The sequence below is a fragment of the Limnohabitans sp. Hippo4 genome (genome assembly GCF_003063605.1).
Classification (GTDB): domain Bacteria; phylum Pseudomonadota; class Gammaproteobacteria; order Burkholderiales; family Burkholderiaceae_C; genus Limnohabitans_A.
Window position 1 is genome coordinate 707,605 of the sequence record NZ_NESE01000002.1, and the last position, 14,352, is coordinate 721,956.

Annotated in this window: 11 protein-coding genes and 2 riboswitches; of the genes, 4 read left to right on the forward strand and 7 right to left on the reverse strand. The window is 51.8% G+C overall.

Annotated features, from left to right (window positions below; genetic code table 11):
- Positions 1 to 52: 52 nt before the first annotated feature.
- The 7 genes from B9Z46_RS08765 to B9Z46_RS08800 all read right to left on the reverse strand — a co-directional run bounded on the left by B9Z46_RS08765 (position 53) and on the right by B9Z46_RS08800 (position 8,484).
- A complete protein-coding gene (locus tag B9Z46_RS08765; RefSeq protein WP_108255635.1) occupies positions 53 to 1,486 on the reverse strand; it encodes an NAD-dependent succinate-semialdehyde dehydrogenase in 1,434 nt (477 codons plus the stop codon).
- Between the two features lie 91 nt (positions 1,487 to 1,577).
- Complete coding sequence (locus tag B9Z46_RS08770) at positions 1,578 to 2,639, reverse strand: alcohol dehydrogenase (protein WP_108255637.1); 1,062 nt, start codon at positions 2,637 to 2,639, stop codon at positions 1,578 to 1,580.
- A gap of 30 nt (positions 2,640 to 2,669) precedes the next feature.
- Complete coding sequence (locus B9Z46_RS08775; RefSeq protein WP_158268418.1) at positions 2,670 to 3,710, reverse strand: alpha/beta fold hydrolase; 1,041 nt, start codon at positions 3,708 to 3,710, stop codon at positions 2,670 to 2,672.
- 53 nt (positions 3,711 to 3,763) lie between these two features.
- A complete protein-coding gene (locus B9Z46_RS08780; protein WP_108255641.1) occupies positions 3,764 to 4,177 on the reverse strand; it encodes a hypothetical protein in 414 nt (137 codons plus the stop codon).
- Between the two features lie 35 nt (positions 4,178 to 4,212).
- Entirely contained in the window at positions 4,213 to 5,262 is a 1,050-nt protein-coding gene (locus B9Z46_RS08785; protein WP_158268419.1) for an alcohol dehydrogenase, read from the reverse strand.
- Between the two features lie 96 nt (positions 5,263 to 5,358).
- Positions 5,359 to 6,624 carry a D-amino acid dehydrogenase gene (locus B9Z46_RS08790; RefSeq protein ID WP_108255645.1) on the reverse strand — a complete coding sequence of 422 codons (1,266 nt, stop codon included), beginning with the start codon at positions 6,622 to 6,624 and terminating at the stop codon, positions 5,359 to 5,361.
- A gap of 64 nt (positions 6,625 to 6,688) precedes the next feature.
- Positions 6,689 to 6,796, reverse strand: a riboswitch (glycine riboswitch).
- 10 nt (positions 6,797 to 6,806) lie between these two features.
- A riboswitch (glycine riboswitch) is annotated at positions 6,807 to 6,900 on the reverse strand.
- Positions 6,901 to 6,918: 18 nt separating this feature from the next.
- Entirely contained in the window at positions 6,919 to 8,484 is a 1,566-nt protein-coding gene (locus B9Z46_RS08800; protein WP_108255647.1) for a benzoate-CoA ligase family protein, read from the reverse strand.
- A 140-nt stretch (positions 8,485 to 8,624) separates the two neighbouring features.
- Between B9Z46_RS08800 and B9Z46_RS08805 the strand changes: the two genes are divergently transcribed.
- The 4 genes from B9Z46_RS08805 to boxA all read left to right on the forward strand — a co-directional run bounded on the left by B9Z46_RS08805 (position 8,625) and on the right by boxA (position 14,347).
- Positions 8,625 to 9,548: a helix-turn-helix transcriptional regulator gene (locus tag B9Z46_RS08805; RefSeq protein ID WP_108255649.1), complete on the forward strand. Its 924-nt coding sequence runs from the start codon at positions 8,625 to 8,627 to the stop codon at positions 9,546 to 9,548.
- Between the two features lie 144 nt (positions 9,549 to 9,692).
- Entirely contained in the window at positions 9,693 to 11,351 is a 1,659-nt protein-coding gene (boxC, locus tag B9Z46_RS08810) for a 2,3-epoxybenzoyl-CoA dihydrolase (protein ID WP_108255651.1), read from the forward strand.
- Positions 11,352 to 11,460: 109 nt separating this feature from the next.
- Positions 11,461 to 12,888: a benzoyl-CoA 2,3-epoxidase subunit BoxB gene (gene boxB, locus B9Z46_RS08815; protein ID WP_108255653.1), complete on the forward strand. Its 1,428-nt coding sequence runs from the start codon at positions 11,461 to 11,463 to the stop codon at positions 12,886 to 12,888.
- Positions 12,889 to 13,048: 160 nt separating this feature from the next.
- Positions 13,049 to 14,347 carry a benzoyl-CoA 2,3-epoxidase subunit BoxA gene (boxA, locus tag B9Z46_RS08820; protein ID WP_108255655.1) on the forward strand — a complete coding sequence of 433 codons (1,299 nt, stop codon included), beginning with the start codon at positions 13,049 to 13,051 and terminating at the stop codon, positions 14,345 to 14,347.
- Positions 14,348 to 14,352 lie beyond the last annotated feature (5 nt).

A 14,352-nucleotide genomic window follows, 5' to 3' on the forward strand; every position in this document is an offset into this window, starting at 1 on the left:
GTGATTCAGCACCTGGTTACGTATTCAAAAATAAGAAAGTTGCACTCAGGCATCAATTAAGGTGTGTGACGAATTTGGTATTCAAGTAACCGTCAAATGTTTCACTGCCACCTTCACTTCCCATACCACTGTCATTGATGCCACCAAATGGTGTCTCTGCCAGTGCCAAGCCTAGATGGTTGATCGAAACCATGCCTGCAGCTAAGCCTGTGCTTAAAACATGTGCATTACGGCTGGACTGCGTGAATACATAGGAGGCCAGTCCAAAAGGCAAGCTGTTGGCGCGCTTCAAGACCTCGTCGATGCCATCAAATCGGATCATGCTGGCAACGGGTCCAAATGGTTCTTCACGCATGAGGCGTGAATCGTCAGAGAGATCTGACAATACAGTGGGAGCATAGAAGTTACCTGCACCTGGCATAGGTGCACCACCCAATAGGACATTAGCACCACGCTCGCGCGCATCTTCTACCAAAGATTGGACGGCAGAAACTCGGCGATGCTGGGCCAGAGGCCCCATTTGAGTTCCCTCTTTCAGACCATCACCAACTTTGAGTGATTGAGCCTTTTCCAAGAAGCCAGTTACAAAACGGTCATAAACACCGTTTTGAATATAGAAGCGAGTTGGGGAGATGCAAACTTGACCCGCATTGCGGAACTTGAAGGGCGCAAGGTTATTCAGTGCCTGTTCAAGGTCTGCATCATTGCAGACGATCACAGGTGCATGACCACCAAGTTCCATGGTGCTGCGCTTCATTTGTCCAGCAGCTTTAGCCGCCAACATTCTGCCAACAGGTGTTGAACCAGTGAAAGTGATTTTTCGAACAACAGGGCTGTTCAGCAAATGATCTGAAACTTCAGATGGAACGCCCCAAACGATATTCAAAACCCCCTTAGGCAGGCCAGCGTCGTGAAAAATTTTGGCAAGTGCTACGACGGCGCTGGGTGCGTCTTCAGGGCCTTTGAGAATGATTGAGCAACCTGCACCAAGAGCTGCAGATACCTTTCGCACAGCCTGACTGAAAGGGAAGTTCCAAGGCGAGAATGCCGCCACGACGCCCACAGGCTCTCGTAGCACAGTCTGTCTCACTGCTGTGTTGCGTGCGGGTATCACACGACCGTAAATGCGACGACATTCTTCAGCGTGCCACTCGGCGTGTTCGCCGCAAGCCATGACCTCACCAGTACTTTCGTGCAGGGGCTTACCCTGATCCATGGTGATGCCGCGGCCGATATCGGCCGCGCGTTCACGCATCAGTTCACCCGCTTTGCGCAAGATTTTGCTGCGTTCAAGGGGTGAGGTTTTCTTCCAGCTTTGAAATGCAAGGTCTGCAGCAGCAAGTGCACGGTCTAAGTCTTCTGTGCTGGCGTGCGGCAGCTGACCAATCACTTGGTGAGTGGCAGGATTGAGGATCTCCTGTTCCTTTCGTCCATTGCCGTGAAGGAATTCGCCATCAATGTACAAGCTTAATTGGGGGTAGTTCATCAAAATTCCTTAAATTGACTGTCTGTGTGGTTCAGAAAAATTCAGCAACAGGTCCGAACATGGACGATGCAGGTCTGGAATCGGAAAAGCTTCATGGGATCAGTACAGTGCGGCCGACTACTTTGCCGTGGTGCAGATCCTGCAGTGCGGTATTGGCTTCAGAGAGTGGCCGGGTATTGACAGGGATGGCTTTCATTCCTGATTGCTTCACCAAACTCACCAACTCTTCCAATTCTTTCAGTGTGCCGACATAGCTGCCTTGAAGGGTCAGTGGTCGCATTGGAATGATAGGCAAGGCCAAAGAGAGATCGCCACCCATTAAGCCGCAAATCACAATGTGACCGCCACGTGCTGCTGAGGCAATGGCCAATCCAACGGTGGGTGTCGCACCGACCAGGTCGAGAACCGCTCTGGCGCCACCACCAGTTGCTTGCTGTATCTGTTGTGCTGCGTCAGTTGCACGCGCGTCCACCACTTCCAATGCACCAGCATTGAGTGCAGCCTTACGCTTGATAGGGTCGAGGTCCACCACAATGGCACCTTTCCCACCCAATGCTTTCAACACTTCAATGGCCATCAAGCCCAAACCACCCGCACCGATGATGACGACAGGGTCTGTATGGATTCGATCACCCAATTTCTTCAACGCACTGTAGGTGGTGACGCCAGCACAAGCCAAGGGCGCTGCTTGGGCTGGTTCGAGTCCTTCAATGTCAACCAAGTAGCGTGGATGCGGAACGATCACATATTCTGCAAAGCCGCCTGGTCTGACAACACCCAGAGCTTGCGGTTTGATGCAAATATTTTCCTCGCCACGCTGACACGCGGGACATTCCCCACAACCAATCCAAGGGTGTAACAGCGCAACGTTTCCTGTTTTGACACCTCCCGCGCTGTGAGCATCAGGCCCGGCAGAGACCACTTCACCGACAATTTCGTGACTCAATGTCAGAGGTGGTTTGATGCCACGTTCCGCCAAGGTTAATTTTTTCCCACCACCTAGGTCGTAATGACCTTCCCAAAGGTGTAGATCGGTGTGGCAAACACCAGCCGCGCGAACCTTGAGCAGGACTTCGGTGCCTTGAGGCTCAGGCATGGGTTTTTCTACCATTTCTAGAGCCTGTCCGTGGTGAAGTACACAGTAGCAACGCATTTATTTTCCTTAAGTTGTGAGAAGATTTTTTTAAACCGAGCGGGGCGCAAGCCAACTATCAAGCGCTGGCCACATGCGCAATTCAGCACCGCGACCGGCGACCAATCCGACATGACCGCCTTTGAGAATCAGTTCTTGACGGTCGGGACTGCCCACCTTGAGAACTAGGTCACGAGAGGAGGCATAGGGCGTGATGTGATCATCCTGAGCAAGCAAATGGAGGAAAGGTATGCGGATGTCTTCCAATTTCACTGTTTGTCCGCCAATTTGCCATTGGCCTTCCATCAATCGATTGCCGCGCAGGAAGTCATTGACCATTTGACGGAAGACACCACCTGGAAAGGGAATGTTGTCACTTTCCCATTTGCCCATTCGAAGATTACTGCGAATCACTTCTTGCTTGTCTGCGTTGTTCAGCAGGTTCATTGCACCTGCAACTTTTCCAAAAGGACGAAGTGCGCGAAGAGCGTTTTGCACCCACTCGGCCGGTACGTTGCCGTGTTCGGCCAGCAGGGCTTCCTCGTCAAAGTCTTCGCCCATCCAGGCCTTGAGCGATTCGAGGCCGTCGCTGTTGACCGGAGTGGCCATGCAAACCAGATTTTTAAGCGGTGAGGCTTTGCTGCCATTGGCGCTGGCACTCAACGCAGCCCAAAGTACAGCTAGCAAACCTCCAACACAATAGCCGATGATGGACAGTTCTTTTTCACCACTGTGTTGCAAGACTTGTTTGACACAAGCTGGTAATCTGTCGAGTACATGATCTTCAAGTGTCAAGTGTTGATGGGCTTTGCGCGGACGTCCCCATTCGATCATGTAAACGTCATAGCCTTGCATTAGCAAGAATTCGACCATGCTTTGACCGGGCACTAAATCCAAAATGTAAGGCTGATTGACCAAGGAGGTGACGATCAGCACAGGCACTCGGTAAACGTTGTCGGTCAACGGTTTGAAATGGTGAAGCTTGAGTGTGCCCTGAGCGTGGATGGTGTTCTTGGGCGTAGCTCCCAAAGGACCTGTCAGGTCGGCAAAATCAGTACCCGGCAAACCTATCCGCTCTAGAGTACGTTGCACAGGATTAGGCAAGCTAGGTAGAACGGCTGGGCGGGTCGAATTAGTTTTCACTCTCAACCCCTTGTTTGGATCAAATCACTGGCTGGCTTGCGATTGCGCGTGGGACGAGATGTATTTACTATTTGATCTGCATTGGCATTGCCCCCAGACACCGCTAGCGCTTGGACAAGCCGAGAAAGTTCTGCAGCCACTTGTGCCAGCCCATCTTCAAGTCGACCCATGCGCTCGTCTAGCGCTTCAAAATCATTTCGCGATGGCAGATTTGCTGTGGCCAACGAGGCCTGCGCAAGTTCAGAAAATTGCCGATGAAGAAGTTGCATTTCGTTCAACTGCCGATTCATGGCTTCGCCAGTGTGCTCATTTTTAAGCATTTGTGAAACGGCTTCACTCCACTGTGCTTCACTTTTGGCAATCCAATCACGCCACATGCGTGCGGGACTCAGGGTGTTCCAATCAGGTTGTTCCATGTCTACTCTCCGAAGTTTGTCTTAAGCTAGTCGAATTATTTAAGGATGGTGCGACCGCGAATGCGACCAGCGCGCAAGTCCTCTAAAGCCTGTGTGGCGGTGTCCAACGATTGTGTTCCTAGGGGTAGGTCGGGTAGTACACCCGTTTTTGCGATGACCATCAGTTCCTGCATTTCCTGCAGACTGCCCACATACGAACCCGTGACGCTCACAGCTTTCATTGACACCATCGCAGGCACGATAGGTGATGATCCTCCAAACAAACCGACGCAAACCAATTTACCTGCTTTGCGCAAAGCTTGAAAGCCGAAATTGAAAGTGGCTGCTGCACCCACAAAGTCAATCGCTGCGGCTACGCCGCCAGTTGCCTTCATCAGAGATTTGAGTGCACCTTCTGCATTGGGGTCAATGATCTCGCCTGCTCCTGCCTCACGGGCAATATCCCACTTGCTCTTGTCCAGTTCAAGCACAATGGGCGGCGTTTCAAACATTTGCCGTGCCAGTCGAATGCCTGACAATCCCACACCGCCTGCACCTATGATGAGCAATGGATCTTTCGGGCCGAGAGGCGCAACTTTTTTGAGAGCACTGTAGGCGGTTAAGCCGGAACAAGCATAGGTGCAAGCTTGTTCTTCTGGCAGATTGCCGTAATCAAGCAAGTATCGCTCGTGCGGAACGACAGTGTGTGAAGCAAACCCACCATCGCGGTGAATGCCCAAAGCTTGTGGACTGTTGCACAGATGCTCATTACCTGTTTCGCAAAGAGCACAAGTGCCGCAGCCAATCCATGGAAAAACCACGCGTTTGTCGCCAACTTTAACGCCCTTGACCTCAGGTCCCACAGCCACGACCGTACCAGCTATTTCGTGACCAAGAGTCCGAGGTGGTTTGACGGTACGCGTCATGTCGAGCTTGATGTCATTGCCGAGGTCAAAGTAACCATCGTGCAAGTGCACATCGCTGTGGCAAACGCCACAACTTCCGACCTTGATGACCACCTCGCTGCCAAGCGGGTTGGGTATATCTCGAATAACTTGCGCAAGTGGTCGGCCAAAGGCTTCGACTTGGTAACTGATCATGGACATGGTTGTTTCCTTAATGTGGCGCCGCTTGGCCATTCGGCCTTTTTTACTGCTTTGCGGATAAATTATTTAAAAATGGATGAATTTGAAATTTGAAAATCATTCCTGATGAGCGAGGGCCAGTTCTGAAATCCCGCTTTGCTCTTGTGACCAAGCCATGACATGACCTGCAAGTTGATGTGCTGTGATTGCGCTCAGTGTCCAACCAAGGTGGCCATGTCCTGTGTTGTAAAACACATTGGCTTTTTTGCCTACGCCCACGCGAGGCAGCATGTTAGGCATCATGGGACGCAACCCTGCCCAGGGAATGACCTTGCGAGTATCGATTCCAGGGAAGCACTGGTTGACCCATTGAATTAAGGGTTGAATGCGGTCTGCACGGATGTCCAAATTGATGCCGTTGAACTCTGCGGTACCTGCCACGCGGAAACGGTCAACGCCTAAACGGCTGGTGACCAATTTGGTCTCGTCATCGAGAAGACTGACCTGAGGTGCTGCAGCCTGACTGGCGCCATCTGGCAAATTCACCGTGATCGAGTAACCCTTGACTGGGTAAATGTTCAGTCGATCACCCAATTGCGCAGCCAGTCTGCGGCCATGCACACCTGCACAGATGACGATGCCATCAAAAGTCAGTGAGTCGGTCTCTCCAGCGTGTTTAACTTGTACAAATGCACTTTGACCATTTGCAGCCACACTCAGTACCTCATGTTCGTTGAGGATTTTCACGCCTAGACGCTCGCATGCTTTGGCCAGACCATAGGTGAATTTGTGAATGTCTCCTGTCGAATCACTTTCGGTGAAGTAACCACCGTAGTAATTGCCTTGCAGCGTGGGCTCGATGACCTTGATCTCCTCAGGGGTCACTGCGCGACGGGGCAGGCCCCCCTGCGCAAGCAACTTAGAAACTTGTCCGGCGTGGTCAAAGCCTTTCTTATCTCGGTAAAAATGCAGAATGCCTTCGCGTTTGTGATCGAACTCAATGCCTTCGGCCTTGGCCCATGCGAAGTGGTGCTCACGAGATTCAATGGCGAGCTTGGCTGTGGCAATGGTGTTGTCCTTGTACTTTGTCATGGCGGTCATGAATTCGGCCATCCAACTTAGCTTGTGCCATGTGGGCGTAGGATTCATGAGCAGAGGCGCGTCGCTTTTGAGCATCCACTTGAGGCCCTTGATGATGGTGGAGGGGTGCGTCCAAACTTCAGCGTTTGAAGCTGAGAGTTGCCCCCCATTGGCATAGGATGTTTCCATGCCTGGATATCGATTTTTTTCGATGAGGGTGACATCAAAACCTTGCTGAATCAAGGTATACGCAGATGTGACGCCCGTGATACCACCGCCAATAACAACCATGTGCTTTTTCATGGAGACTCTCCCTTGTTTAACCGTCTCAAACAGGTTGACACACGGCACACCGAATGTGTGCTGCATGACCCCCTCTGTTTGAAACCTGAGAGATTCACCGAACGTTAAAGTTCAGTTTGCTCCTGCGGTGGACCGAGATGACGAATCTCAATCACTCTTCAGAGTATTTGACACAAATGTGTCTATCCAAATCGGTCCTTTTGCCTGAGAGTTTCCGGGGTGGTTGCTCCTTCGGCGCTCTGCAAGAATGCGCAGAGTCTCTCCCGATTTGGGAAATGTGATCTGACTTGATCTTCAGGTGCCTTGTTGCTCCTGATCTCGCAGTCGAAATCGCTGAATCTTTCCTGTCGCAGTCTTGGGTAACTCTGCTACAAATTCGATAAAGCGTGGGTATTTGTAGGGCGCAAGGCGCTCTTTCACAAATGCTTTCACCTCTACTTCATTTAGGTTTTGTCCTTCTTTCAGCACAATAAAAGCTTTTGTTTTTGTGAGTCCGTCTGTATCTTCTTTTCCGATAACTGCGACCTCCAAAATTGCAGGATGCTGTACCAATGTGGCTTCCACTTCGAAAGGCGAGACATAGATGCCGCTGACCTTCAGCATGTCATCGTTGCGTCCAGCGTAAGTGTAGTAGCCATCCACATCACGGCTGTATTTGTCGCCACTTTTGGTCCATACGCCTTGGAAAGTGTCGCGAGACTTTTCGCGGTTGTTCCAGTACATCAATGCACTGCTAGGACCTTTGATGTAAAGATCTCCAATCTCGTTGTGACCGGTCACGACGCTGCCATCTTCATTGCGAAGTTGTACTTCATAACCAGGTACTGCTTTGCCTGTAGTGCCGTAACGGACATCGCCAGGTCGATTGGACAGAAACACATGCAGCATTTCGGTTGAACCGATGCCATCAATGATCTCGCAGCCGAAATGACTTGTCCAACGCTCACCGATTTCACGTGGTAGTGCTTCACCAGCCGAGGAACACAGACGCAAATTCACCGCGTCTTTTGAAGGCAACTCTGGGCTTGCCAGCATTCCGCCATATCCTGTTGGCGCGCCGTAAAACACGGTTGGTTGGTGACTCACCAAGCGCTTGAATGTGGCCTGTGGGGTAGGACGTTCGGCCATCAGCACCACACTGGCGCCAACACTCAATGGGAAAGTAAGACCGTTGCCCAATCCATAGGCAAAAAACAATTTGGCAGCAGAGAACACCGTATCAGTCTCTTGTAAATTCAGTACCCCTTTGCCATACAACTCTGCGGTCCAGTAAAGGTTGCCTTGGCTGTGCACCGTTCCTTTGGGTTTGCCGGTTGAGCCAGATGAATAGAGCCAAAACGCAGGCTCATCGGCCAAAGTCGATGCAGGCAATACGGGCTTATTCTGGGCTACAAAGTCAGCCATGTCGACTTGGTAGTTTGTCAAACTGGAGGTGGGGCGAGAGACCACCACCTGCCGCACTTCGTTTTGTTGCAAATGCATTGCATCTTGCAAGGTTGGTAACAAAGCGCCTGACACCAATGCTGCTTGTGCGCGGCTGTTGCTCAGCATAAAGGCGTAGTCTTCAGCAGTTAGTAAGGTGTTGACTGCGACGGGTACCACCCCTGCATAAAGTGAGCCCAGAAAAGCCACAACCCAGTCGATGCTGTCTTGCATCAGCAAAAGCAAACGCTCTTCACGTTTAAGGCCCATAGCCTGAAGGCCGCCTGCAAAGCATCGAATTTGGTCTGCCATTTGGCCGTAGCTGATTGATCCAAAGTCGTCAATCAGTGCTGTCTTGTCTGCTCGCGCTGAATTGATAGCGACGATGTGTTGTGCAAAATTAAATTCTGTGTTGGGAGCGCTTGCGTTTGGGGTCATTTTTGTCTCTCTATCTCTTATTTTCGGTATTTCAAAAATTTTGATATGAACTATTGTGCATTTCATGTAGTATGCATTAAAGTGCATGTTTTGTGTAGATATTTTATAAGGGTTTACCCTAAAATTTGGAAAATATAGACATGTTGTTAAGAGATCAAGATCACATTTACACACCCCATTCTGAACTGCATCGCAACTCATTTTTGCTGGCATTAGGTGAGCGAGCTAGAACATTGCGCTTGCGCAAAGGCATGACCCGAAGAGCAGTAGCCTTAGTTGCAGAGGTTTCTGAAAGACACCTTGCCAATTTGGAGTCTGGTTCGGGTAATGTTTCAGTGCTGTTGCTTCATCAGCTTTCGCAAGCCTTAAAATGTTCATTGGCAGAGCTGTTGGGTGACATCAGCACCAGTTCGCCCGAATGGCTGTTGATTCGTGAGCTACTGAGCAAACGCACAGAGCCTGATTTGCGTCGTGCGCGCTTGCAGCTGAGCGATATGTTTGGTGAGAGTGGCGACGCCACCGCTCGCCGTACACGCATTGCCTTGATTGGTTTGCGAGGTGCCGGCAAAACCACGCTGGGCCAACGTTTGGCCGATGATTTGGGTTTCACTTTCATTGAACTGAGTCGCGAAATTGAAAAGTTTGCGGGTTGCCAAATCAGTGAAATCCATGATCTTTATGGTGCCAATGCTTACCGACGATACGAGCGGCGTGTGCTTGCCGAGGTTATTCAAAATCAGCCGCAGACAGTCATCGCTACACCTGGGGGATTGGTATCCGACTCTTCCAATTTCAACTTACTTTTGTCGCAATGCACGACAATTTGGATTCAGGCGGATCCAATTGACCATATGAGCCGGGTAGCCGCGCAAGGCGACACGCGCCCAATTGCCGCAAGTCAAGAAGCAATGGCGGATCTCAAGCGTATCTTGGAGGGGCGCGCAGCCTTTTACTCCAAAGCTGATCTGTCTGTGCATACCAGTGCAAAAAGCGAAGAGCAAGCTTATTCAATTTTGCACGCTTCAGTTTGCCAATATTTGGGATTGTCAGCCGATGAATCCTGATTTCCCTTGCGATATAGGGTAATTACTAATTAAATGCATTAAAATGCATATTGACAAAAAAATATGATGCAATAAAATTCATGTCATGATGCAATTTAATGCATACAAATTGTGAGTTAACAAACCCATCTAAAGGAGACCCCAATGACTACAGCGCCCATCGTCAATTACCAAACCAGCCCAGAAAACTACAAGCACATCAGCTTGGCCTTTGACGGTGCTGTGGCCACCTTGTCGATCAACATCGACGAAAACGCAGGCATTCGACCTGGCTACAAATTGAAGCTCAACTCATATGACTTGGGCGTGGACATTGAATTGCACGATGCGCTGCAGCGCATTCGCTTTGAGCACCCAGAAGTTCGCTCTGTGGTGGTGACCAGCTTGAAGGACCGCGTGTTCTGCTCTGGCGCCAACATCTTCATGTTGGGCGTGTCCACCCATGGTTGGAAAGTGAATTTCTGTAAGTTCACCAACGAAACTCGCAACGGCATTGAAGACTCTAGCAAATACTCTGGCTTGAAGTTTGTGGCCGCATTGAACGGTGCCTGTGCCGGCGGTGGTTACGAATTGGCATTGGCCTGCGATGACATTGTGTTGGTCGATGACCGCTCCTCTGCAGTGTCTTTGCCCGAAGTGCCATTGCTGGGTGTGTTGCCCGGTACAGGTGGCCTCACCCGCGTGACCGACAAGCGCCATGTGCGCCACGACCTGGCCGACATTTTCTGCACCAGCGTGGAGGGTGTGCGCGGTCAAAAAGCCGTCGACTGGCGCTTGGTCGATGCCATTGCCAAGCCCAACCAATTTGAGCAAGTGGTGCGCGAGCGTGCAAACAAATTGGCGTCGCAAAGCGATCGCCCTGCGACAGAAAAAGGCGTGGCACTCACACCCATTCAGCGCAACATCGAAGCTGACCGCATCAGCTACAACAACGTGACGGTTGAGATCGACCGCACCAAGCGCTTGGCCACCTTCACAGTGAAAGCACCAGCATCTGCACAGCCCTCAGACATCGCTGGCATCTTGTCAGCTGGTGCGCAGTGGTGGCCTTTGCAAATGGTGCGTGAATTGGACGACGCCATTTTGCACATGCGCACCAACGAACTCGACATTGGCACCTGGTTGTTGAAAACGTCAGGAGAAGCCAAGGCTGTGTTGGCCAGCGATGCCACTTTGTTGGCCCACAAAGATCACTGGTTCGTGCGCGAAACAATTGGCCATCTGCGCCGCACTTTGGCCCGCTTGGATGTCTCTTCACGCAGTATTTTTGCACTCGTAGAGCCAGGCACTTGCTTTGTGGGCACCTTCGCCGAATTGGCTTTCTGCGCTGACCGCACATACATGTTGGCCTTGCCCGATGATGCAGACAAAGCGCCCACCCTTCAGTTGAATGAGTTCAACTTTGGCTTCTACCCCATGGTGAACGATCAGTCGCGCTTGGCCCGTCGCTTCTACGAAGAAGTGCCTGCCATGGAAGCTGCGCGCGGCGCCATTGGCAAAGCTTTGGATGCAGATGCAGCATTGGCTTTGGGTTTGGTGACAGCCGCACCGGACGACATCGATTGGGACGACGAGATTCGCTTGTGCTTGGAAGAGCGCGCGGCCATGTCACCTGATGCCCTGACAGGCCTTGAAGCCAACCTGCGTTTTGCCAGCAAAGAGAACATGTTCACCCGTATTTTTGGTCGCCTCACTGCATGGCAAAACTGGATCTTCCAGCGCCCCAACGCTGTGGGCGAAAAAGGTGCCTTGAAGGTCTACGGCAAAGGCGAAAAAGTGCAGTTCGACATGAACCGCGTTTAAGCCTCAACGTACAAAAGTTTTTTTAAAAGTGTTGTGCAGCAAGGTTCCCGGTGGTCTTTGCTGCAACCAAAATTTGACCCCACCGTTGCTTTAATTTCTGGAGACTCACATGTCCGGTATCAACTACAGCGAAAAGATTCCTAACAACGTCAACTTGTCTGAAGACCGCACGTTGCAACGCGCCTTGGAGCAATGGCAGCCCAACTTCATCAACTGGTGGGATGACATGGGCCCCGAAGGTTCAACCGACATGGACGTTTATTTGCGTACTGCTGTCAGCGTGGACCCACAAGGTTGGGCACAGTTTGGTCACGTCAAAATGCGCGACTACCGTTGGGGCGTGTTTTTGAACCCCGGCGAGCAAGACCGCCAAATTCACTTTGGCGATCACAAGGGCGAGAAAGCTTGGCAAGACGTGCCTGGCGAACACCGTGCCAATTTGCGTCGCATCATCGTGACACAAGGCGACACAGAGCCAGCATCGGTGGAGCAGCAGCGTCACTTGGGCCTCACGGCACCCAGCATGTACGATCTGCGCAACCTGTTCCAAATCAACGTGGAAGAAGGTCGTCACCTGTGGGCCATGGTGTACTTGTTGCACAAATACTTTGGTCGTGATGGCCGTGAAGAAGCAGATGCTTTGTTGCAACGTAACAGTGGCAACGAAGACAACCCCCGCATCTTGCAAGCCTTCAATGAGAAGACGCCTGACTGGTTGTCCTTCTTCATGTTCACGTACTTCACAGACCGTGATGGCAAGTTCCAATTGTGTGCTTTGGCCGAATCTGCGTTCGATCCTTTGGCCCGAACCACCAAGTTCATGTTGACCGAAGAAGCGCACCACATGTTTGTGGGTGAGTCTGGTGTGAGCCGCACCATTCAGCGGACTGTTGACGTGATGAACCAACTCAAAACCGATGATGTCGCCAAACTGCGAGCTGCCGGCGTGATTGATTTGCCCACCATCCAGCGCTACATCAACTTCCACTTCTCTGTCACCATTGACTTGTTCGGTGCAGACGAGTCGTCCAATGCGGCCACGTTCTACAGCTCTGGCCTGAAGGGCCGCTACGAAGAAGGCAAGCGCAATGACGATCACGTCTTGAAAGGCAACACCTACAAGATCTTGGCCGTTGAAAATGGCAAGTTGATTGAAAAAGACGTGCCCATGCTGAACGCATTGAACGAGGTGTTGCGTGACGACTACATCACCGATTCCAAAGGCGGCATTGACCGTTGGAACCGCGTGATTGAAAAGGCTGGTATTCCTTTCAAGCTCACAGCCCCTCACAAAGCTTTCCACCGCAACATTGGTTCATTGTCGGGCGCCAAAATCACGCCTGATGGCCGTGTGGTCAGCAGCGAAGAGTGGATGGCCAAAGTGGGCGAATGGTTGCCTACCAACGAAGACCGCGCTTTTGTGGCCAGCTTGATGGGTCGCGTGGTTGAGCCAGGTAAGTTTGCCAACTGGATTGCACCTCCTGTGATGGGCATCAATCGTCAGCCTGTAGACTTCGACTATGTTCGTTTCAATTGATGCGTTGAGATATTGATTTGACTACCCCTCTGTTAGAGGCAGTTGTCAAAGGCAGGGGAGGGTGTCGATTACTGGTACCACAGTATGAGATGCTCGTCCCCAAGCCATAACGTTGCGGACCACGTTGAATCCAAGACAAAACGCTGAAGAGAGACAAAACATGAGCACCGAATTGACCCTGATTAAACAGCACGTCATCGACCCCGAGATTTGCATCCGCTGCAACACATGCGAAGCGATCTGTCCGGTAGGCGCGATTACCCATGACTCCATCAACTACGTGGTCAAGGCCGACATCTGCAACCTCTGCATGGACTGCATCTCGCCATGCCCCACCGGGTCGATCGACAATTGGCGCTTAGTGCCTAAGGACAAGGCCTACAGCATTGAAGAGCAACTCAAATGGGACATATTGCCTGCTGAATTGAGTGCCGAGGAACTTACCGCCGCAGGCGGTGATGCCTCTGCGGTTCAGGAAGAAGCACAGAGCACTTTGCAAGCGGCAGCTGCCTCGACGTCGTCGGCCATCAGCACTGCCACGGCTTCCGGTTTCAACTCGGCCCAGTTCAGCGCGACCATCCCGCCCTGGTCGGCGGCCCATGCCTACACCAACCTTTACGGCCCAAAGGCTGCTGAAAAAACCATCACCGCCACTGTGACCGGCAACATGCGCGTGACTGCGGTCGGTAAGGACTACGACACCCACCACATCGTGCTGGAATTTGGCAACATACCCTTTCCTGTGCTCGAAGGCCAGTCGATCGGCATTGTGCCGCCTGGCAAAGATGAAAAAGGCCGCGCGCACCATGCGCGCCAGTACTCGATCGCCAGCCCCCGCAACGGCGAGCGCCCAGGCCACAACAACTTGTCGCTGACCATCAAGCGCGTGCTCGAAGACCACGACGGCAAACCTGTGCGCGGCGTGGGATCAAACTACATGTGCGACCTGAATGTAGGCGACAAGGTACAGGTGATCGGACCGTTTGGCGCCAGCTTTCTGATGCCTAACCACCCCAAAAGTAACATTGTCATGATCTGCACCGGCACGGGCTCGGCCCCTATGCGTGCCATGACAGAATGGCGTCGTCGCCTACGGACCATCGGAAAGTTTGAGGGCGGCAAGCTGATGTTGTTCTTTGGTGCCCGCACCAAGGCAGAGCTACCATACTTTGGCCCTCTTAACAACCTGCCCAAGGACTTCATAGACATCGAATTCGCCTTCTCGCGTGAGGTGGGCAAGAACAAGCGTTACGTGCAGGACGCTTTGCGCGCCCGCGCTGCTGATGTGGCCGCCTTGCTGAAAGATGGTAAAACCTATTTCTATGTGTGCGGTTTGAAGAGCATGGAAGAAGGCGTGGTCATGGCCTTGCGCGACATCGCACAGAATGCTGGACTCGATTGGGATACCGTGGGTGCCGCGCTTAAAAAAGAAGGTCGCCTACACCTCGAAACCTATTGATTCAA